At 72.6% G+C, this 21,477-nt stretch carries 16 protein-coding genes; 14 read left to right on the top strand and 2 right to left on the bottom strand.

Annotated elements, in window-relative coordinates:
• The first annotated feature begins 111 nt into the window (after window positions 1–111).
• Together B0675_RS35065 and B0675_RS35060 are read left to right on the top strand one after the other, a co-directional pair.
• Window positions 112–930, top strand: coding sequence for a hypothetical protein (locus B0675_RS35065; RefSeq protein WP_241540077.1), 819 nt, complete (start codon window positions 112–114; stop codon window positions 928–930).
• Window positions 931–1,391: 461 nt separating this feature from the next.
• Window positions 1,392–2,528 carry a glycosyltransferase family 4 protein gene (locus tag B0675_RS35060; protein WP_081223627.1) on the top strand — a complete coding sequence of 379 codons (1,137 nt, stop codon included), beginning with the start codon at window positions 1,392–1,394 and terminating at the stop codon, window positions 2,526–2,528.
• A 66-nt stretch (window positions 2,529–2,594) separates the two neighbouring features.
• On the opposite strand, the gene B0675_RS35055 is transcribed toward B0675_RS35060, so the two are convergent.
• Together B0675_RS35055 and B0675_RS35050 are read right to left on the bottom strand one after the other, a co-directional pair.
• Window positions 2,595–4,223: a PucR family transcriptional regulator gene (locus tag B0675_RS35055; RefSeq protein WP_081223626.1), complete on the bottom strand. Its 1,629-nt coding sequence runs from the start codon at window positions 4,221–4,223 to the stop codon at window positions 2,595–2,597.
• A gap of 142 nt (window positions 4,224–4,365) precedes the next feature.
• Window positions 4,366–6,168, bottom strand: coding sequence for a glycoside hydrolase family 15 protein (locus B0675_RS35050; RefSeq protein WP_081224058.1), 1,803 nt, complete (start codon window positions 6,166–6,168; stop codon window positions 4,366–4,368).
• 538 nt (window positions 6,169–6,706) lie between these two features.
• On the opposite strand from B0675_RS35050, the gene B0675_RS35045 reads away from it, so the two are divergent.
• From B0675_RS35045 to B0675_RS34990, 12 genes are all read left to right on the top strand, one after another.
• A complete protein-coding gene (locus tag B0675_RS35045; RefSeq protein ID WP_081223625.1) occupies window positions 6,707–8,374 on the top strand; it encodes a CTP synthase in 1,668 nt (555 codons plus the stop codon).
• Window positions 8,375–8,485: 111 nt separating this feature from the next.
• Window positions 8,486–9,112: an NUDIX hydrolase gene (locus B0675_RS35040; RefSeq protein WP_081223624.1), complete on the top strand. Its 627-nt coding sequence runs from the start codon at window positions 8,486–8,488 to the stop codon at window positions 9,110–9,112.
• 199 nt (window positions 9,113–9,311) lie between these two features.
• Window positions 9,312–11,390, top strand: a complete 2,079-nt coding sequence (locus tag B0675_RS35035; RefSeq protein ID WP_081224057.1) for a tetratricopeptide repeat protein — start codon at window positions 9,312–9,314, stop codon at window positions 11,388–11,390.
• A gap of 161 nt (window positions 11,391–11,551) precedes the next feature.
• Window positions 11,552–12,676 (top strand): alanine dehydrogenase, encoded by a 1,125-nt coding sequence (ald, locus tag B0675_RS35030; RefSeq protein ID WP_179165498.1) that lies wholly within the window; start codon window positions 11,552–11,554, stop codon window positions 12,674–12,676.
• Window positions 12,677–13,101: 425 nt separating this feature from the next.
• Window positions 13,102–14,238, top strand: a complete 1,137-nt coding sequence (locus B0675_RS35025) for a ParA family protein (RefSeq protein ID WP_081223623.1) — start codon at window positions 13,102–13,104, stop codon at window positions 14,236–14,238.
• A complete protein-coding gene (locus tag B0675_RS35020; RefSeq protein ID WP_081223622.1) occupies window positions 14,223–14,807 on the top strand; it encodes a hypothetical protein in 585 nt (194 codons plus the stop codon). Before B0675_RS35025 ends, B0675_RS35020 begins: the two co-directional genes overlap by 16 nt.
• Window positions 14,808–15,095: 288 nt before the next feature.
• On the top strand, window positions 15,096–16,379 hold the full coding sequence (locus tag B0675_RS41610; RefSeq protein WP_347110795.1) for a segregation/condensation protein A: 1,284 nt from the start codon (window positions 15,096–15,098) through the stop codon (window positions 16,377–16,379).
• Window positions 16,376–17,032 (top strand): SMC-Scp complex subunit ScpB, encoded by a 657-nt coding sequence (gene scpB, locus B0675_RS35010; RefSeq protein WP_081223620.1) that lies wholly within the window; start codon window positions 16,376–16,378, stop codon window positions 17,030–17,032. Before B0675_RS41610 ends, scpB begins: the two co-directional genes overlap by 4 nt.
• Window positions 17,032–18,249, top strand: coding sequence for a pseudouridine synthase (locus B0675_RS35005; protein WP_081223619.1), 1,218 nt, complete (start codon window positions 17,032–17,034; stop codon window positions 18,247–18,249). Before scpB ends, B0675_RS35005 begins: the two co-directional genes overlap by 1 nt.
• A gap of 169 nt (window positions 18,250–18,418) precedes the next feature.
• Complete coding sequence (locus B0675_RS35000; protein ID WP_081223618.1) at window positions 18,419–19,387, top strand: sigma-70 family RNA polymerase sigma factor; 969 nt, start codon at window positions 18,419–18,421, stop codon at window positions 19,385–19,387.
• On the top strand, window positions 19,384–19,977 hold the full coding sequence (locus B0675_RS34995; protein WP_081223617.1) for a TIGR03086 family metal-binding protein: 594 nt from the start codon (window positions 19,384–19,386) through the stop codon (window positions 19,975–19,977). Before B0675_RS35000 ends, B0675_RS34995 begins: the two co-directional genes overlap by 4 nt.
• 20 nt (window positions 19,978–19,997) lie before the next feature.
• Complete coding sequence (locus tag B0675_RS34990) at window positions 19,998–21,476, top strand: MFS transporter (protein WP_081223616.1); 1,479 nt, start codon at window positions 19,998–20,000, stop codon at window positions 21,474–21,476.
• The last annotated feature ends 1 nt before the right edge of the window (window position 21,477 follow it).

Below are 21,477 nucleotides of genomic sequence, written 5' to 3'. Positions count from 1 at the left end.
GCCGTCCGGCCGGCTTCCGAGGCCAGGCAGCCCGTGCACGGGTGGCGCGGGGCGGTCGTCGTCGTGGTCCCGGCTCCCGCGAGACCCCCGCGGCCTTCTAGGGTGGTCCGCATGGTGCTGGGTGGGCAGCAACGGGCCGTCGGATGCGTGGCCGCCGCTGCGGTCACGCGCGCGTGCCTCGTCGCCCTGCGGCGCAGGCCGCCCGGTGGACCTGGCCGTTGGGCCCGTGCCAACTACGCGGGGAGGACCGTCGATCTCCTCGCGGGCCCCGCGACCGCCGTGGGCGCGACCTTCGCCGCAGCCAGGGTCCGGCCCGTCGCGGCGGTGGCCGTGGCCGTCGCCGGTGCGTGCGGCGTGTACGACGACCTCGCCGGGGCCGGTGACCCGCGGCGCGGCCTCAGGGCCCACCTGGGCGCCCTGCGCGACGGGGAGGTGACCAGCGGGACCGTCAAACTGTTCGGGATCACGGCGGCGGGGCTGCTGACCGGGTCCCTGCTCAAGGAACGGCCCCTGGACAAGCTGCTCGCCGGTGTTGTGATCGCCGGCGCCGCGCATTTCGTCAACGTGGTCGACGTACGGCCGGGCCGCGCCGTGGGAGCCGTCGTCGCCCTCGGCGTGCCCGGGGTGCTGCGCGGCGGCCGGGCGGGGCAGGTGTCGGCGGGGACACTCGGCACCGTCGCAGCGGTCCTCGGCGACGACCTCGCGGGTCGCGCCATGATCGGCGACGCGGGCGCGCACGCCCTGGGTGCCGCGCTCGGTACCGCCGTCGTCCTCGGTACCGGGCGGGTCGGCCTGGCCGCGCACGCGGCGGCGCTGGTGGCGGCGGCGGCCTGCGGACACCGGGTCACCGCGGCGGCGCGGTGGGGGACACCGGAGGCGGCGGGGCAGTTCGGGACGGAGGAGTGCGGACCCGCGGGCGACACCGTGTGAGCCCCCCCCGCAGTGCCGTGACGAACTCACGCGGCCCGAGTGAGCCGCTACGGCGCAAAGGCTCGGTGCCCCGGCCCGGTCTGCGCCGACCGGTCGTCCGTAAGACGGTCGTTGTGCGTGGGGCGCGGCCCGGTGGAGGGGCGTGCGGGGTGACGGATGCGACCCGTGGTGGTCGTGTGAACCAGGTGGGCGCCGGGGCGGAAGGGCGTCTTGGGATGGATGTGGTCGGCGTGGCGTCGAAGGGTGCCGGACCGGGGCATTTCTCACTCGTCCGGGTGACCGTCGTCGTCGAGTTGCCGTCTCTGACGTGCCCTCGTCGCGACGGCTGTGCCGGAACACCCGTACGGCCTGGCATCCTTGGCGTAGATACGCCGTGCACGACGTGCGGTCCATCCCCTCCGCGCGATCCTTCTGTACGTTTCTTCGTGACGGTCCGACGCCGAACCAGGAGCCCCGGCCACGTGAGCCACGTGAGCAGCCACTCACCGCACGGCCAGTCGCCGCTGCGCACCGTGCAGGTGCTCGGCGGCGGCAGCGCGGGCAGCAGCGCGCACGTGCGGTCGCTGGCCTCGGGACTCGTCGCGCGGGGCGTACGGGTCACCGTGTGCGCCCCCGCCGAGGCCGACCGTGCGTACGGGTTCTCCGGAGTGGGCGCGCATCACGTCCCCGTCCCCCGCAGCAGTGATCCCTCCTCCGTGTCCGCGCTGCGGACGGCCTGCGCCGAGGCCGATCTCGTGCACGCGCACGGGCTGCACGCCGCGCTGCGAGCGGCCCTCGCGCTCAGCGGGCGGCGCGTGCCGCTCGTCGTCACCTGGCACACGCGCGCCGACGCCGAGGGAGCGCGGGCCCATCTCCTGCGCCTCCTCGAACGACGGGTCGCCCGCGCCGCGTCCGTGGTCCTCGGCACCTCCTCCGATCTGGTGGACCGGGCCCGCCGCAGGGGAGCGCGCGACGCGCGGCTCGCCGCGGTCGCGCTGCCCGCGCCGCGCCCGCCCGTCGAGCCCGCGGACCCGGACCGCTGCCGGCACAAGGCGCGCGCCGAACTCGGTTCGACCGAGCGTCCGTTGCTCATGGCGGTCGGTTCGCTCGACCGGCAGCGCGGCTACGAGACCCTGCTGGACGCGGCGCACGTCTGGTGCCGGCTCGATCCCGTACCGCTGCTCGTCATCGCGGGGGAGGGGCCGCTCCGCGCGGTCCTCCAGCGCCGTATCGAGCACGAGGAACTGCCGGTCCGGCTCATCGGGCGGCGCGACGACATCACGGAGCTGCTCGCGGCCGCCGACCTCGCGCTCCTGCCGAGCAGTTGGGAATCACGGTCGGTCCTCGCGCAGGAGGCACTGCACGCACGGGTGCCGCTCGTCGCGACCGCGGTCGGCGGCATCCCCGAACTCGTCGGCGACGCCGCCGAACTCGTCCCGTACGGCGACGCCAGGGCGCTCGGCGAGACGGTCGTACGACTGCTGGCGGATCCGGCACGCCAGGAGGAGCTGCGTGAGCGCGGCACCCGGCAGGCCGCGAGCTGGCCGACCGAGGACGAGACGGTGGCCCAAGTGCTCAGCGTGTACGACGAGTTGACGCAACCCAGGCTGTCGAACTGATCCGGGCGGATCCGTGGCCCGCTCCGGGCGGCGGTCCGTGACCCGGGGCGATCCACGCGGTGTCCGCTACGGCACGTGCCTGCGGGCCCGCAGCGCCAGGCTCAACGCCAGGACCGTCTGCGGGTCGTCGAGGTCGGTGCCCAGCAACTCCCCTATCCGGGCCAGCCGGTTGTAGAGGGTCTGCCGGTTGAGGTGCAGTTCACGGGCGGTCTCCGCCTTGCGGCCCGCGTGCGCCAGATAGGTCTCCAGGGTCGGCAGCAACGGCGGCTTGGAGCGCTGGTCGTGATCGCGCAGCGGGCCGATCGCCCGGTCCACGAACGCGGCCAGGTCGGGATGCTCACGTAGCCGCCACAGCAGCAGGTCGATGTCCAGCCGGCGGGCGTCGTACCAAGGACGGTCGGACAGGCCCTGCGCGGCCGTCGCCGTCTCCGCCGCGTGCCGCAGGCCCGCCGACGCGGCCGCCCAGCCGCCCGCCACCCCGACGACCACGACCGGCGGCTGTGCCCCGGGCCGCTGCATGCCCGCCCGCTCCACACCCGCACGCAGTGCCGCCGCGACCCGGTCGGCGACGGTCGCGCGTTCCGACTCCGCGCGCAGGCCGAGGAGCAGCGGAACACGGCCCTCCACGGGACGGACGCCCAGCAGGACCGGGACGCCGACCGAGGCCAGCTCCTCGGCGACCGCGCGCGCGAGGACCGCCCATCCGCCGCCCGGCGCGAGGCCGTCGGCCAGCCGCATCACGACCGGCAGGAGTGGGCTGGTGCCGGGCTTGAAGCCGAGCACGCGGGCCTGTGCCGGAGCGTCCTCCGCCTCGATACGGCCCTCGGCGAGATCCGTGAGGAAGTCACCGCGTCCGCGCGCGGCCAGCTCCTCCTCCTGGCGGGCCTGCATGAGCACGACGGCCAGGATGCCGGCGGCCCGTTCGGCGGCGAGCCGGTGCACCGGGGCGACGGGGGCACTGACCGGCAGCACGACCAGACGTGCCCGCACGGAACCGGTGCCCGGTCCGCCTCCGGGCACGTCCACCAGGGTCGTCCCCGCCGGCGGCTCCTCCTTGTGCTGGCCGCGCATCCCCTCCCAGACCTGGAGCGGGTCGGCGCCCGCGGCTCCGGCCCCGGCCGAGTAGAGCAGCTGCCCGTCGGCGGTCTCCAGGAAGACCGGGTTGCCGCTGAAGTCGGCGAGAATGCGCAGCACTTGGGGTACCCCGCCGCCGCCGAGGAGAGCCTCGGTGCAGCGCCGGTGCACCTCCTCGGCCTGCTGCAGCAGGGTGTAGTGGCCGTTGACGATCTCGGTGTGGACCTCCTCCGTGACCGTCACGAAGGGCACCTCGCGGTGCAGCTGGACCAGCGGCAGACCGGCCGAGCGCGCCGTCTCCACGAGGGCGGCGGGCAGCCGGGTGAAGCGGGGGCCGAGTTCCACCACGAGCGCGGCGATACCGCGCTCGGCGAGGGTGCGGACGAACGCACGCTGCTCGGCGGGGCGGGTGCCGAGCCCGTATCCCGTGGTCAGCAGCAGTTCGCCGCCCTTGAGGAGCGAGGCGATGTTCGGCACCTCACCGGCGTGCACCCAGCGCACGGTGCGCTGCAGCCGGTCGGCCCCCGCGAGGATCTCCGGCAGCCCGCTCCGCAGGCCGGGCAGCTCGAGGGCCCGCTGCACGGTGATTCCGGCGCCCTGGGTGTCGTAACGGCTGTCCATGCTGCGGACGCTACCCGCGGACGGGGCGCCGGGGCATCTCCACCGTCGCACGGTGGTCCGCGCGGGGAGCGGGCCACCACCCGGTCCCGGTGGATCGGGCGCGGTGGGGCGGGTGCCCGGGTGCGCCCGATCCGGGCTGGGATCAGCCGCCGTACGCCCCGCTCGCGGTGAGCCGCAGGGCCGTGTCGATCAGCGGGACGTGGCTGAAGGCCTGCGGGAAGTTGCCGACCTGGCGCTGCAGGCGCGGGTCCCACTCCTCGGCGAGCAGGCCGAGGTCGTTGCGCAGGGCGAGCAGGCGCTCGAAGAGCTTGCGGGCCTCGTCGACGCGCCCGATCATCGCGAGGTCGTCGGCCATCCAGAACGAGCAGGCGAGGAACGCGCCCTCGTCGCCCTCCAGACCGTCCACGCCCGCGTGCTCGCCCGTCGTCGGGTAGCGCAGGATGAAGCCGTCCTCGGTGGACAGCTCGCGCTGGATCGCCTCGATGGTGCCGATCACACGCTTGTCGTCCGGCGGCAGGAAGCCCATCTGCGGGATCAGCAGCAGCGAGGCGTCCAGCTCCTTGGAGCCGTACGACTGCGTGAACGTGTTCCGCTCCTTGTCGTAGCCCTTCTCGCAGACGTCCCGGTGGATGTCGTCGCGCAGCTCGCGCCACTGCTCCAGGGGGCCGTCCGCGTCACCGGACTCGATGAGCTTGATCGTGCGGTCCACGGCGACCCAGGCCATCACCTTGGAGTGCACGAAGTGCCGGCGCGGACCGCGGACCTCCCAGATCCCCTCGTCCGGCTGGTCCCAGTGGTCCTCCAGGTAGCGGATCAGCTTCAACTGGAGCAGCGAGGCGTAGTCGTTGCGGGACAGGCCCGTCATGTGGGCCAGGTGCAGGGCCTCGGTGACCTCGCCGTAGACGTCGAGCTGGAGCTGGTGCGCCGCGCCGTTCCCGACGCGGACCGGAGCCGAACCCTCGTACCCGGGAAGCCAGTCGAGCTCGGCCTCGCCCAACTCCCGTTCACCCGCGATGCCGTACATGATCTGCAGGTTCTCCGGGTCGCCGGCGACCGCGCGCAGCAGCCACTCGCGCCAGGCGCGGGCCTCCTCGCGGTAGCCGGTGCGCAGCAGCGAGGAGAGGGTGATGGCCGCGTCGCGCAGCCAGGTGTAGCGGTAGTCCCAGTTGCGGACGCCGCCGATCTCCTCCGGGAGGGAGGTGGTCGGCGCGGCGACGATGCCGCCCGTGGGCGCGTAGGTCAGCGCCTTCAGCGTGATCAGGGAACGCACCACGGCCTCGCGGTAGGGGCCGTGGTACGTACATTGGTCGACCCAGTCGCGCCAGAAGTCCTCGGTCGCCTCGAGGGACTGCTCCGGCTCGGGCAGCGCGGGCGGCACCTTGTGCGAGGGCTCCCACGAGATCGTGAAGGCGATCCGGTCACCCGGCGCCACCGTGAAGTCGGCGTACGTGGTCAGGTCCTTGCCGTACGTCTCGCAGTCCGTGTCGAACCAGACCGAGTCCGGTCCGGCGACGGCGACCGTGCGGCCCTCGTGCTTGTGCACCCAGGGCACCACGCGGCCGTACGAGAAACGCATCCGCAGCGCGGAGCGCATCGGCACCCGGCCGGTGACGCCCTCGACGATCCGGATGAGCTGCGGGGCGCCGTCACGTGGGGGCATGAAATCGGTCACCCGGACCGTGCCCCGCGGGGTGTCCCACTCGGACTCGAGAATGAGCGAGTCGCCGCGGTACCTGCGACGCGCCGCCGTGGGGGGTTCGGTGTCGGCCGCGTGGGCGGGTCCGAGCCGCCAGAATCCGTGTTCCTCCGTGCCGAGCAGTCCTGCGAAGACGGCATGGGAGTCGAAGCGGGGCAGGCACAGCCAGTCGACTGTGCCGTCCCGGCAGACCAGCGCGGCTGTCTGCATGTCTCCGATGAGTGCGTAGTCCTCGATGCGCCCGGCCACGTGCATCTCCAGTCGAACGGCCACGGCGCCCCTGCGCGGGGCGGTCGCTCTTGCGGTCAAGGGAACGTAGGTAGTGCGGAAAAGTAGGCAATGCGGAACTTCGGTACTGCTGAGGATCGGGGGTGGGGGGACGTAGTTCGTACGTCGCTGCGGAGCGTCCGTTTCAGTGTGAGGGGCGATCCGATTGTCGTCTCGAAACGAACTGACAAGCCCTTTTTGTTCCGGATACGGACGGGATGATGCCGTGTACCGGCGGGACTCGGCAGCGAGTGTCCGAGCAGGATACGACGCACGTGGAAGATCCGCGTGCCGCTCCCGGCAACCCGGCTGGGCCGATCGAGTGAGCGGTGTGCGGGGTGTGTGCCGAGGTGTGCGCGGAGCGTGGCCGGAAGCAGCCTCGTTCGGTCGCTGATACCCTGGTAGCCCGTGGACCGGTGGGCAAGAAACCCCCGAACCGCAGCGACGGCGCCTCCGGAAATCTCCGGACCCCACGCCGGTACGCACCCCAGACCGCGACCACGGGAGCCCCCTCTTGGCCATGCCGCCCGCTGCTTTCCGAAACAGCACTGCCACGACGACCAAGCACATCTTCGTCACCGGGGGTGTCGCCTCCTCCCTCGGCAAGGGACTGACGGCCTCCAGCCTGGGCGCGCTGCTCAAGGCGCGGGGTCTGCGGGTCACGATGCAGAAGCTCGACCCGTACCTGAACGTCGACCCGGGCACGATGAACCCGTTCCAGCACGGTGAGGTGTTCGTCACGAACGACGGCGCCGAGACGGACCTGGACATCGGTCACTACGAGCGCTTCCTCGACGTCGACCTCGACGGCTCGGCCAACGTCACCACCGGTCAGGTGTACTCCACCGTCATCGCCAAGGAGCGGCGCGGCGAGTACCTGGGCGACACGGTGCAGGTCATCCCGCACATCACCAACGAGATCAAGCACCGCATCCGCCGTATGGCCACGGACGACGTCGACGTCGTCATCACCGAGGTCGGCGGCACGGTCGGCGACATCGAGTCCCTGCCCTTCCTGGAGACGGTCCGCCAGGTCCGCCACGAGGTCGGCCGCGACAACGTGTTCGTCGTGCACATCTCGCTCCTCCCGTACATCGGCCCGTCCGGCGAGCTGAAGACGAAGCCCACCCAGCACTCGGTGGCGGCGCTCCGCAACATCGGTATCCAGCCGGACGCGATCGTCCTGCGCGCCGACCGCGAGGTGCCCACCGCCATCAAGCGCAAGATCTCGCTGATGTGCGACGTGGACGAGGCCGCCGTGGTCGCGGCGATCGACGCCAAGTCGATCTACGACATCCCGAAGGTCCTGCACACCGAGGGCCTGGACGCCTACGTCGTCCGCAAGCTGGACCTGCCGTTCCGCGACGTGGACTGGACGACCTGGGACGACCTGCTCGACCGCGTCCACAACCCCGTCCACGAGATCACCATGGCGCTCGTCGGCAAGTACATCGACCTGCCCGACGCCTACCTCTCGGTCACCGAGGCGCTGCGCGCCGGCGGGTTCGCGAACAAGGCCCGCGTCAAGATCAAGTGGGTCACCTCCGACGACTGCAAGACCCCCGCGGGTGCCGCGGCCCAGCTCGGGGACGTCGACGCGATCTGCATCCCCGGCGGCTTCGGCGACCGCGGCGTGTCCGGCAAGGTCGGCGCCATCCAGTACGCCCGCGAGAACGGGATCCCGCTGCTCGGCCTCTGCCTCGGCCTGCAGTGCATCGTGATCGAGGCCGCGCGGAACCTGGCCGACATCCCGGACGCCAACTCCACCGAGTTCGACTCCGCCACCGGCCACCCGGTCATCTCCACGATGGCCGAGCAGCTCGACATCGTCGCCGGCGAGGGCGACATGGGCGGCACCATGCGGCTGGGCATGTATCCGGCCAAGCTCGCCGAGGGCTCGATCGTGCGCGAGGTGTACGACGGCAAGGAGTACGTCGAGGAGCGCCACCGTCACCGCTACGAGGTGAACAACGCCTACCGCGCCGAGCTGGAGAAGAAGGCCGGTCTGCAGTTCTCCGGTCTTTCCCCCGACGGCAAGCTCGTCGAGTACGTCGAGTACCCGCGCGACGTCCACCCGTACCTCGTCGCGACCCAGGCGCACCCCGAGCTGCGCTCCCGCCCGACCCGGCCGCACCCGCTCTTCGCGGGCCTGGTCAAGGCCGCGGTGGAGCGCAAGACGGGCAGGTAACACAAGGGTTGTACGGTGGCCGGGGTGCCGACCCGCGGGTGAAACCGCAGGTCGCGCGCCCCGGCTCCGTCGACGGACCGGCTTCTTTGGGCACGTGTGGGAGGACAGACCATGACGATCAAGGACACCCCCGAGGAGTGGGAGGTCCGGGCGACCGAGACCCCCTTCAAGGGCAACAAGACCTCGGTACGCACCGACGACGTGGTCATGCCCGACGGGTCCGTCGTCCGCCGCGACTACCAGGTCCACCCGGGCTCCGTGGCCGTGCTCGCCCTCGACGACGAGGGCCGGGTGCTGGTGCTGCGCCAGTACCGCCACCCCGTGCGGCAGAAGCTGTGGGAGATCCCGGCGGGCCTGCTCGACATCCCCGGTGAGAACCCGCTGCACGCCGCCCAGCGCGAGCTGTACGAGGAGGCGCACGTCAAGGCGGAGAACTGGCGTGTGCTGACCGACGTGTACACCACGCCCGGCGGCTGCGACGAGGCCGTGCGCATCTTCCTCGCCCGTGACCTCTCCGAGGCGGAGGGCGAGCGGTTCGACGTCGAGGACGAGGAGGCCGACATGGAGCTGGCCCGCGTTCCCCTCGACGACCTCGTCCGCGGTGTCCTCGCCGGCGAGCTGCACAACAACTGCCTGGTCGTGGGCGTCCTCTCGCTCGTCGCGGCGCGGCAGGGCGACGGGCTGGACGCACTGCGTCCCGCGGAGGCGCCCTGGCCGGCGCGCCCCTTCGAGGCCTGACACCGGTTCCTCCCGCCACCCCTCCGGACGCGGAACACCCACCCGTCCGGAGGCGCCGGTCCTACGATCGCCTGATCCGATCGGGGGACGTCCCCGCCGCGCTCCTCCCGGATCGTCGCAGAGCGTGAACTAGGCTCTGGAAACGCCCGAACCGGAGTCCCGGCGGGCTTGCGCGCGCAGTGGAACGGGAGTGTGGCCCGTGGCGGATCAGGCAGTGGACGACGGCGGCACGAAGGTGTCGGCCAAGGGGCGGCGACCGGCTGCCGGGTCCGCTCCTACGGAGAGTCAGTTCCTGGGCCGTACCAGAGAGTTGAAGGAACTCCGGGCCGACATCGAACGCGCGGGGCTGGACACGTTGTCCGGCCGCAAGGCACCCCGCGCGCGGGTTCTCCTGATCGCCGGCAAACCCGGATCGGGCCGCACCGCGCTCGCCGCCGAACTCGCCGGGCAGGTCGCCGAGAGTTACCCCGACGGCATACTGCGAGCCCGGCTCACCGAACCCGACGGCACCCCCGTGCCCACCGAGTCCACCGCCCGTGAGCTGCTGACCGCGCTCGGACTGCCGACGCCTCCCGGAGCCGGCGCGGACGATCTCGGCGAACGGCTGCGCGAGGCCCTCGCCGTCCGCCGGGCGGTCCTCGTGCTCGACGACGCGGCCGACGCCGAACAGGTCGACGCGGTGCTGCCCGACTCCCCGGACTGCCTGGTCGTCGCCGTGTCCGAGGGACCGCTGACCGGGATCGCGGACGTCCGCCCCTGCACCCTCGGCGGTCTGGACACCAAGTCCGCCCTCGAACTCCTCGGCCACTTCACCGGCTCGGTGCGCATCACCGTGGACCCGCTCGCCGCCGAGGGACTGGTCGAGCTCTGCGCCGGTCAGCCGGCCGCCCTGGTGCTCGCCGGCGGCTGGCTCGCCGCACGCCCGGCGTCCGCCGTCGCCGACCTCTCCAAGCACCTGCGTTCCGAGGGCGAGGACGGCACCGCGCTGGCCCGCGTCTTCCGGCTCGCCTACACCTCGCTGCCGAGCACGGCCGCGCGGATACTGCGCCTGCTCTCCCTCGCGCCCGCGGGCCTGGTGGACCCGCACACGGCCTCCGCGCTCGCGGGCTGCTCGGTCCAGGCCGCGCGCACCACGCTCGACGACTTCGCCGCGCTCGGCCTCCTCCACGTCCCCGGCCCGCTGCCCCAGTACGAGGTCCCCGGCTGCCTCCAGCCGCTCCTCCAGGGACTCGTCGAGGCCCACGACCGTCCCGCCGAGGTGCAGCTCGCCCGTGCCCGGATGCTGGAGCGGACCGTACGGCTGCTGGTGTCCTGCCGCGCCATCACCGAGACCGACAGCTCGCCCGCCCAGGAGAAACTCGCCGGGATGCCGCGCGCCCTGCGCTTCCCGAGCCCCCGGGCGGCCGAGGAGTGGCTGACCGTCCGCAAGCCCGCGCTGCTCGCCTCCGCCCGGCTCGCGGTGGCGGACGGGGAGCTGGACACCCTCGCCCGGCGTCTGATGGCCGCCCTGGTGCGGGCCATGGTCGCGCACTTCGGTACCCAGGCCGCCGCTCCCGAGCTGTACGGCATCCACCGGCTCGTCCTGGACGTCGCCGAGCGCCGGAAGCTGCCCCGCGAGAAGGCCGCGGCCCTGTTGAACCTCGCCGACCTCGACGCGCAGACCGGCCGGAGCACCGATGCCCTCGCCCGCTACCGGGCCGCGCTGGACGCCGGACGCGAGGCGAACGACCCGTACGCGACCGGCCGCGCGATGGAATCCGTAGGCGGTGCCCACCAGGAGCTGGGCGACTACGACCGGGCCGCCGACTGGTACGGCCGGGCCCTCGCCGAGCGCCTCGCCCGCGGTGAGCGGGTGGACGCCGCCCGGCTGTACGGACGCCTCGCCACCGCGCACACCTACGCGGGCCGCTACGGCGAGGCGCTGGTCAACTGGCGCTCCGCCGTCGCCGGGCATCGCAAGAACGGCGATGTCGCCGCGCAGGCACGCGCGTTGAGCGAGACCGCGCGTGTCCAGGAGTACGCGGGGCGGCCCGAGGAGTCGTTGCGCACCTGCCAGGAGGCCGTCGAGTGGGCGCGTCGCGCGGACGACGTACGGCTGCAGGCCGCGCTGCAGCTCCGGCTGGCCGACACCCTGGACCGGCTCGGCGACCCGGCGGCCGCCCGGCTGCACCGCGCCGCCGCCGAGCGCATGCTGGGAGAAGAGCTCCCGGAGAGCGCAATCGACCCGGAACAGGACGCTAATGCCTGCGAAATCCGTAGTGCATCCGCTGAAGATTGATGCATTGAAAGGCTAGACAGAAAGAATCCCTTCATTAGACTGGCTCCGCCGCGTTCTTCCGTGGTGTCTCCCGGTGTGCTCCCGTATGCCGGGTATGACATGCATCGCCTGGCTTGCATCGCCTCGGCGTGCATAGCCCCGAACCCTCTGAGCCAAGGACCGTGATCGACGTGAAGGTCGGCATCCCCCGCGAGGTCAAGAACAACGAGTTCCGGGTGGCCATCACCCCCGCCGGCGTGCACGAGCTGGTGCGCCACGGCCACCAGGTCGTCGTCGAGCAGAACGCCGGTGTCGGCTCCTCGATCACGGACGAGGAGTACGTCTCCGCCGGTGCGCAGATCCTCGGCACCGCCGACGAGGTCTGGGCCGCCGCCGACCTGCTGCTCAAGGTCAAGGAGCCGATCGCGGAGGAGTACCACCGCCTGCGCAAGGACCAGACGCTCTTCACGTACCTGCACCTCGCCGCCTCCAAGGAGTGCACGGACGCCCTGCTGGAGTCGGGCACCACGGCGATCGCGTACGAGACCGTCGAGCTCCCGAGCCGCGCGCTGCCGCTGCTCGCCCCGATGTCCGAGGTCGCGGGCCGGCTGGCCCCGCAGGTCGGCGCCTACCAGCTGATGCGCGCCAACGGCGGCCGCGGCGTCCTGCCGGGCGGTGTCCCGGGCGTGCTCGCCGCCAAGGCCGTCGTCATCGGCGGCGGCGTCTCCGGCTGGAACGCCGCGCAGATCGCCATCGGCATGGGCTTCCACGTGACCCTGCTCGACCGCGACATCAACAAGCTCAAGGAGGCGGACAAGATCTTCGGCACGAAGATCCAGACCGTCGTCTCCAACACCTTCGAGCTGGAGAAGGCCTGCCTCGAGGCCGACCTCGTGATCGGTGCCGTGCTCATCCCGGGTGCCAAGGCCCCGAAGCTGGTCACCAACGAGCTCGTGTCGCGGATGAAGCCGGGAAGTGTCCTTGTCGACATCGCGATCGACCAGGGCGGCTGCTTCGAGGACTCGCGTCCCACCACGCACGCCGAGCCGACCTTCCCGGTCCACAACTCGGTCTTCTACTGCGTGGCCAACATGCCCGGCGCGGTGCCCAACACCTCGACGTACGCGCTGACGAACGCGACGCTCCCGTACATCGTCGAGCTCGCCAACCGCGGCTGGGTCGAGGCGCTGCGCCGCGACAACGCCCTGGCCAAGGGCCTCAACACCCATGACGGCAAGGTCGTTTACCGCGAGGTCGCCGAGGCCCACGGCCTGGAGCACGTCTCCCTGGAGAGCCTGCTCAGCTAGGGCCCGCGCAGGCGTCGAGAGTCGACATTCGCGGTCGACTCCGGGCTGACAAAAGGCGATACGTCAACACAGGTCGTCAACACCGCGCACCCGGCCGGACCTTGCCCGACAAGGTCCGGCCGGGTGTGTGTCGGGTCACTTTGCGACACTCGTTCAACTCGCCACGAACGTAACTCTTTAACCGATTCGCACACCGGTGAAACCTGCTGTGCGACGGCCTTACGCCCTTGACAGAGGGGTGTTCGGTTGCCGACACATCGGGTCGGGTCCGGCGGATTGTGTTGCTGCGGAGCGGTGACACGCCATAGAGTCGCCAACCGTCGGCATGGTGCCACGCTGACCTATCTAGAAGTTTCCTGGTCACCAAGGAGGTAAGACGACTTGTGAATGAGTCGACATTTACTCCCGGGGGTGGTCAACCAGGAATGCCGGCGCGGGGCCAGAGCCCCACGGGGCTCGAGGCTGTCGGCTCCGTCGCTGTCCGCACCTTCGCGGCCCACCAGAGTCCCCGTAGAACAGGGCTGACCCAGCCAGCACACCAGAGCATGGATGGCCATCACGTGAACGCCATGGCCGGCAACGGAAGTGGCGAGAACCACACCCACTTCGCCGACTACGACGAACTGCCCGAGGGGCACTTCTACGACCCCGATGCCGAGTACGAGCCCGATCCGGAGTACGCGGCCACGCTCGCGCCCGACGCGGCCCGCCAGCGCCGCGAGCGCATCGGCCCGACGGGGCGGCCCCTGCCCTACTTCCCGATCCCGGGTCCGCTGACCAGCCACGGCCCCGCGACGATCATCGCGATGTGCAACCAGAAGGGCGGCGTGGGCAAGACCACGTCGACCATCAACCTGGGCGCGGCGCTCGCCGAGTACGGCCGCCGCGTGCTCCTCGTCGACTTCGACCCGCAGGGCGCGCTGTCCGTGGGACTCGGCGTCAACCCGATGGAGCTCGACCTCACCGTCTACAACCTGCTCATGGAGCGGGGCATGGCGGCCGACGAGGTGCTCCTGAAGACGGCGGTCCCGAACATGGACCTGCTGCCCAGCAACATCGACCTGTCCGCCGCCGAGGTGCAGTTGGTGAGCGAGGTCGCGCGCGAGTCCACGCTCCAGCGGGCCCTGAAGCCGCTGATGGCCGACTACGACTACATCGTGATCGACTGTCAGCCCTCGCTCGGTCTGCTCACCGTGAACGCGCTGACGGCCGCCCACAAGGTGATCGTGCCGCTGGAGTGCGAGTTCTTCGCGCTGCGCGGTGTCGCGCTGCTCACGGAGACCATCGAGAAGGTCCAGGAGCGGCTCAACCCCGAGCTGGAACTCGACGGCATCCTCGCGACGATGTACGACTCCCGCACGGTGCACAGCCGTGAGGTGCTCGCGCGCGTCGTCGAGGCCTTCGACGATCACGTCTACCACACCGTGATCGGCCGGACCGTCCGCTTCCCGGAGACCACCGTCGCCGGCGAGCCGATCACCACGTACGCCTCCAACTCCGTCGGTGCCGCCGCCTATCGCCAGCTCGCCAGGGAGGTGCTCGCCCGGTGTCACGCCGAGTGAGTCTGCCGGGGGCCGACGAACTGTTCCGTACCACCGGGGGAATGGCGCTCCAGTCGTCCACGCCCTCGCGCCGGACCAACGGCGAGGCCCGGGTGCCGGCTCCGGCCGGTGAGAGCGACGCGGCGGCCGCCGGGGAGGACGCACCGCACGCGGTGCCCGTCCAGGGCGGTGACGGCGAGGGCGACGAACATGTCGCCGCCGGTGCCGAGTCGTCCGACGCGGGGGAGTCCCGCAGCCGGGGCGGTGCCCCGGACCGTTCGGGGCGGCGCCCGCAGGCGCAGGAAGGTTCTGCCGCCCCCGCCGGAGCGGGACAGTCGTCCCGCAAACGCGGTCGGGCGGCCGCCAACCGGCGGCCCAGCGGGCGGGAACGGCACGACGAGAAGATCACGGTGTACGTGTCCGCCGAGGAACTGATGGACCTCGAACACGCCCGCCTGGTGCTCCGCGGTGAGCACGGGCTCGCCGTCGACCGCGGGCGGATCGTCCGCGAGGCGGTCGCCGTCGTCCTCGCCGATCTGGAATCGCGCGGGGACGCGAGCATCCTCGTACGACGGCTGCGCGGGCGGTAGCGGTAGCCTGCGACGGCTATGACCTCGAACGACCCGCCTCCGACCGCCGCCTCCGGCGGCCGTCGGCGTGCGCTGGGGCGAGGGCCGGGCACGGCACCGGCGCCCGGTGGGGCCCAGCCGCCACCGTCCCCGGAACCGTCCGGCCCGTCGGCCGGACCTGCCGAGCCGCCTCCCGGGCAGCCGCCGGCCCCGGTGCGCCCCTCCGCCGAGGAGGTCGAGGACGTCGAGGCCCCGGGAGCACACCAGGCGCCCGGCGTCCGACACGGGAACCCCGCCGAACCGCCTGAGGTGGCCCCAGAGGGCTCCGGCGCGTCCGCCGGGCCCGCGAGTCCGGCCGGACTCTCCGAGGCGCTCCAGGGGCCCGCGGAGGCCGCGGAGGCCCTTCCGGGGTTCGCGGGGTCTGCCGGGTCCGACCGCTCCGCCGGTGCGAGCGGAGCCGGGGCCGAGCCCTTCGTGCGTCCCGCCGGACCCGCCGCGGAGTCCGACGACGGCCCCGTCGCGGTCGCCGCCCGGACCGCGGTCCCGCCCGCGCCCGGCGCCCCGTCCGCCCTGCCTGCGCGCGCGCCCGGTGACGCTACGGCGGTACCGGGTCGGGCGGGCGCGGCCGGATCCGGCTCGCCCGTCACCGCTCCCGGCGGGGCCGGGACAGCGGGCGGCGACGTCTCCGGACCGATCGCCGTCACCGACGGTGCCGATGCCGTCGAGCCCGTCGACCCCGTGGACGACGGGGTCTTCAAGGTGCGGCTCTCGAACTTCGAGGGGCCCTTCGACCTGCTGCTCCAGCTCATCTCGAAGCACAAGCTCGACGTCACCGAGGTCGCTCTGTCGAAGGTGACCGACGAGTTCATGGCGCACATCCGGGCGATGGGCACGGACTGGGACCTCGACCAGACGACCGAGTTCCTGGTCGTCGCGGCCACCCTGCTCGATCTGAAGGCCGCCCGCCTGCTGCCGACCGCCGAGGTCGAGGACGAGGGCGACCTGGCCCTCCTGGAGGCACGGGACCTGCTGTTCGCACGGCTGCTCCAGTACCGCGCGTACAAGCAGATCGCCGACATCTTCAACGCCCGGCTCGAAGAGGAGGGCCGCCGCTACCCCCGTACCGTCGGTCTGGAGGCGCACCACGCGGCGCTGCTGCCCGAGGTGGTCATCAGCATCGGGCCGGAGGGCTTCGCACGGCTCGCCGTGAAGGCCATGCAGCCCAGACCCAGGCCGCAGGTCTACGTCGACCACATCCACGCTCCGCTCGTCAGCGTGCAGGAGCAGGCGGGGATCGTGGTGGCGCGGCTGAGGGAACTGGGCGAGGCCAGTTTCCGGGCGCTGGTCGAGGACACCGACGACACCCTCACCGTCGTCGCCCGCTTCCTGGCCCTGCTGGAGCTCTACCGGGAGAAGGCCGTCGCCCTGGACCAGGAAGAGGCCCTCGGGGACCTGATGGTGCGCTGGACGGGCGGCGAGGGCGAGGACCGGCCGAGGGTGACGGACGAGTTCGACCGGCCCCCGGAGCCGCTGGACGACGGGAACAGGCGGGCGGGCGGGAAGCCCGGGGAAGCCGAGGAGGAGAAGGCGTGAGCGAGGACACCATGGAGACCCCCGCGGGGCCGCGCACCGTCGCCGACCTCGACCTCAGGCCCGCGCTGGAGGCTGTCCTGATGGTCGTCGACGAACCGGCGACCGAGGAGCACCTCGCGAAAATACTGGAGCGGCCCAAGCGGCAGATCGCGGACGCCCTGCGCGCGCTGGCCGACGACTACACCGTCCAGGGGCGCGGATTCGAGCTGCGGCTGATCGCCGGCGGCTGGCGTTTCTACACCCGGCCCGAGTACGCGGCCGCCGTCGAGCGCTTCGTCCTGGACGGGCAGCAGGCCCGTCTCACCCAGGCGGCACTGGAGACGCTCGCCGTCGTCGCGTACCGCCAGCCGGTCAGCCGATCCAGGGTCTCCGCGGTCCGCGGAGTCAACTGCGACGGCGTGATGCGCACCCTTCTCCAGCGGGGTCTGGTGGAGGAGGCGGGCGCGGAACCCGAAACAGGTGCGATCCTGTACACGACGACGAACTACTTCCTGGAGCGAATGGGCCTGCGCGGTCTGGACGAGCTCCCGGAGCTCGCGCCCTTCCTCCCCGAGGCGGACGCGATCGAAGCAGAGACGCTGGAAGGGGTCCCGTCGTTCGATCCGGATGCACCGGATACAGACGCAGACGACACGACGACGACGGAACTTTGATGCGAAGCAGTGGCAGTGGCAGCGGCAGGAACAGCGGGCGCGGCAACCCGCGGGGAACCGGCGGGAGCGGCAGCTCGCGTGGGTCCGGCGGGAACGGCGGTGCGCGCGGAAGCGGCGGCGGTCCGCGTGGGACCGGCGGAGGCGGCGGCCCCCGTGGGGCCGGCGGTTCGCGTGGGGCCGGCGGGAGCGCGGGATCGCGCGGAGCCGGCTCCCAGCCGAGGAGCGACGACCAGCCGAAGCGTCCCAGCAAGCCCCGTCCCGAGGAGCGTCGCTACGACGTAGGCCCCGGCGGCACGCACGAGGGCCCGAAGTCCGGGCGCGGCGCCTCGGCGCGCGGCGGCGCCAAGGGCGGCCCCAAGCAGAGTCAGCAGCGCGGCGGCCGCACGGAGCCCTCGCGCTCCCGTGAGTACGAGACGCGGACCGAGGAGCGCAACCGCGACCGGTACGCGGGCAAGCCCGACATCAAGCTCCCCAAGACCTTCCCGGGTGCCGAGGAGGAGGGCGAGCGTCTCCAGAAGATCCTCGCGCGAGCGGGCTACGGTTCGCGGCGTGCCTGCGAGGAGCTGGTCGACCAGGCCAGGGTCGAGGTCAACGGCGAGATCGTCCTGGAGCAGGGTCTGCGCGTCGACCCGGAGAAGGACGAGATCAAGGTCGACGGCCTCACGGTCGCGACGCAGTCGTACCAGTTCTTCTCGCTGAACAAGCCCGCCGGTGTCGTCTCCACCATGGAGGACAACGAGGGCCGTCAGTGCCTCGGCGACTACGTGACGAACCGTGAGACGCGGCTCTTCCACGTCGGCCGGCTCGACACCGAGACCGAGGGTGTCATCCTGCTCACCAACCACGGTGAGCTCGCGCACCGGCTGACCCACCCGAAGTACGGCGTGAAGAAGGTCTACCTCGCGCACATCGTCGGCCCGATCCCGCGGGACCTGGGCAAGCGGCTCAAGGACGGCATCCAGCTGGAGGACGGGTACGCCAAGGCGGACCACTTCCGCGTCGTCGAGCAGACCGGCAAGAACTACCTCGTCGAGGTGACCCTGCACGAGGGCCGCAAGCACATCGTGCGCCGCATGCTCGCCGAGGCCGGCTTCCCGGTCGACAAGCTGGTGCGCGTCTCCTTCGGCCCGATCACGCTGGGCGACCAGAAGTCGGGCTGGCTGCGCCGCCTGTCCAACACCGAGGTCGGCATGCTGATGGCCGAGGTCGGCCTCTAGCCTCCGGCGGGCGGGCGCACGGCTCACCGCCCCACGCCTCGCGCGTACGACGGCCGGTTCCGGAACTTCTCCGGGGCCGGCCGATTCGTTTTCGCCGCCCCGCCGGTCTGTACCGGTGAACGGACCACCGGTGTGCCGACGTGCGCCGGGTGCGACGAAGGGAGCGGCGATGACCGCGACGACGGACCGTGACGAGTTCGTCCGGCTGACCGACCCGTACCGGCGGGAGCTGCTCGCGCACTGCTACCGCATGCTCGGTTCGGCCGACGACGCGGAGGACCTGGTCCAGGAGACGTACCTGCGGGCCTGGCGCTCCTACGAGGGGTACGAGGGCCGGGCGTCCCTGCGCACCTGGCTCTACCGGATCGCCACCAACACCTGCCTGACGGCCCTGGAGGGGCGGGGACGGCGTCCGCTGCCCACCGGGCTCGGCGGGCCGGGAGACGCGCCGGAGGGCCCGCTGAGGGCCCCGGCGACGGACGTCCCCTGGCTCCAGCCGCTGCCCGACTCGCTCCTCGACCCGGCGACGGTCGTCGCCGCGCGCGGCACCCTGCGGCTCGCGCTGGTCGCCGCGCTGCAGAACCTGCCCGCGCGGCAGCGGGCCGTGCTGATCCTGCGGGACGTGCTGGCCTGGCGGGCGTCCGAGGTCGCCGCCGTGCTCGACACCTCGACCGCGGCGGTCAAGAGCACCCTCCAGCGCGCGCGTGCCCGCCTCGACGAGGTCGCACCGGAGGAGGACCTGGTGGTCGAGCCCGACGGGGCCGACGACCGCGAACTGCTCGACCGGTACATGCGGGCCTTCGAGAACGCCGACATGGAGGCGCTGCTCGGACTGCTGAGGGACGGCGTCGAGCTGGAGATGCCGCCCCATCTGGAGTGGTTCAGCGGCAAGAAGGACGTCCTGCGCTTCCTGCGGGTACGGGTGCTCTCCGGCCGCGCGCCGGGATGGATCCGCATGCTGCCGGTCCGGGCCAACGGGCAGCCCGCCGTGGCCGCGTACGAATCCGGTGCCGACGGGGTGCTGCGGGCGCACTCGGTGCAGGTGCTCACCGTCGAGGAGGGGGCCGTCGCACGGCTCACCGTGTTCCTGGACCCCGAGAGGTTCCCCGGGTTCGGGCTGCCCGGGGTGCTCGCGTGAACCCCGGTGAGCTGCTGGAGCGTTCCCTCGCCTACGCGCTGGGCGGGGTCGCCGCCGTCCCGCGCGCGGATCTCGGCCGCCCGACGCCGTGCGCGGAGTGGGACCTCGGGGAACTGCTCCGGCATCTCGACGACTCGCTGGACGCGCTCCACGAAGGGGTCGCCGAGGGCCGGGTCGGGCTGTGCCCCGCCGTGCCCGCCGCCGATCCGGTGTGCGCCTTCCGGGCGCGGGCCGGGGCACTCCTCGGGGCCTGGGCCGCCGTGTCCGCCGCGCCGGCCGCCCCCGCCGTGGGCGACCGCTGCCTCGACCTGGGGCTGCTGGCGGCGGTCGGCGCCCTGGAGATCGCGGTGCACGGCTGGGACGTGACGCAGGCGTGCGGCCGCCCCCGGCCGATACCGGCCGCGCTCGCGGCGGACCTGCTGCCCCTCGCGCCGGTCGTGGTGGCGGACGCCGACCGCGGGGTGCGGTTCGCCGATCCGGTCGCGGTCCCCGCCGGGGCCGGGCCGGGCGACGTGCTCCTCGCCTTCCTGGGACGCGGCCCCGGCCACGATTCCTTTCCGGGGCGGCGCCGGTCCGTCTTCCGTGAGTGATCCTCACGGAAGGAACCGTCATGACCGACACCACCGCCCGCGCCCCCGTCCAGCAGCCGACGCCCGTGCCCGCACGCCGTGCGTGGACCGTCGTGCTCGCCGGACTGGGGGCGCTGCTCTGCTCCCTGGACGTGGTCGTCGTGGCCACCGCGCTGCCCTCGCTGCGGGCCGACTTCGGGGCGAGCCTGTCCGACCTGGAATGGACGATCAACGCGTACAACCTCGTGTTCGCCTGCCTCACCCTGACCGGTGCCGCGCTCGGCGACCGCTTCGGCAGGCGGCGCATGTACGTCGCCGGACTCGCCGTCTTCACCCTGGCCTCGGCGCTCGCGGCGCTGTCCGGGGGCCCGGGACAGCTCATCGGCGCGCGAGTGCTCCAGGGCGCCGGCGCGGCCGTCCTGCTGCCGCTCACCCTGACCCTGATCAGCGAGGCGTTCCCGGCCGAGAAGCGGGGCGTGGCCATCGGCGTGTGGGGCGGGGTGACCGGCCTCGGGGTGGCGGCGGGACCCGTCCTCGGCGGGGCCGTCACCGAGGGCCTGTCCTGGCAGTGGATCTTCTGGCTGAACGTGCCCACCGGGTTGGTGATGCTGCCCCTGGCCGCGCTGAAACTGCGCGAGAGCCACGGGCCGCGTCCACAACTCGACATCGTGGGAATGCTGTTGGCGGCCGTCGGACTGACCGGACTCGCCTGGGCGCCGGTGCGCGCCCCGCAGGCGGGCTGGGGGAGCGCCGAGGTGCTGGGCGCACTGGCCGTGGGAGCGTTCTTCACGGCGGCCTTCCTCGGCTGGGAGCGGTCGCGGGCGCGCTACCCGATGCTGCCCCTCGGGTACTTCCGCAGGCGGGCCTTCTCCACCGCCAACGGCGTCGCCTTCCTGACCTTCATGTCGCTGCTCGGTTCCCTGTTCATGATCACGCAGCTGTTCCAACTGGGGCTCGGGAACTCGCCGTTGCAGGCCGGTGTCCGCATCCTGGTGTGGACCGGCATGCCACTGGCGGTGGCCCCGCTCGCCGGCGCGCTCGCCGACCGGTTCGGCAACCGGCCCTTCATGCTCGGCGGGCTCGCCCTCCAGGCCGCCGGTCTCGGTCTGCTGGCGTGGCAGGTCGAACCGGGCGTGGCCTACGGGCGGCTGGTCCTTCCGCTGATCGTCGCGGGCGTCGGCATCTCGATGGTCTTCCCCACCGTCGCCAACGCGGTGACCTCGTCGGTCCCGCCCGCCGACGCGGGGGTCGCCGCCGGCGTCAACAACGCGCTGCGCGAACTCGGCGGAGTCTTCGGGATCGCCGTCGCCGCGGCGGTGTTCACCCGGTACGGGGGATACGGCTCGGCCGAGCGGTTCGTCGACGGCTGCGGCCCCGCGCTGTGGGTCTCCGCCGGCGTCGCGGCCGTCGGAGCGCTCGTGGCGGCTCTCGCACCGGCGCGCGCACCGGCGCAGGGGCTCGACGTGCGCCGGTCCGGAGCCCGTCGGGCCGAGTCTCCGAAAGCCGGGGCCGACGGGTGAG

Source organism: Streptomyces sp. M41(2017), assembly GCF_002078175.1.
In the GTDB taxonomy this organism is placed as follows: Bacteria; Actinomycetota; Actinomycetes; order Streptomycetales; family Streptomycetaceae; genus Streptomyces.
Note: the sequence above shows the minus strand (reverse complement) of the source record. Positions and strands in the feature narration are given on the sequence as shown.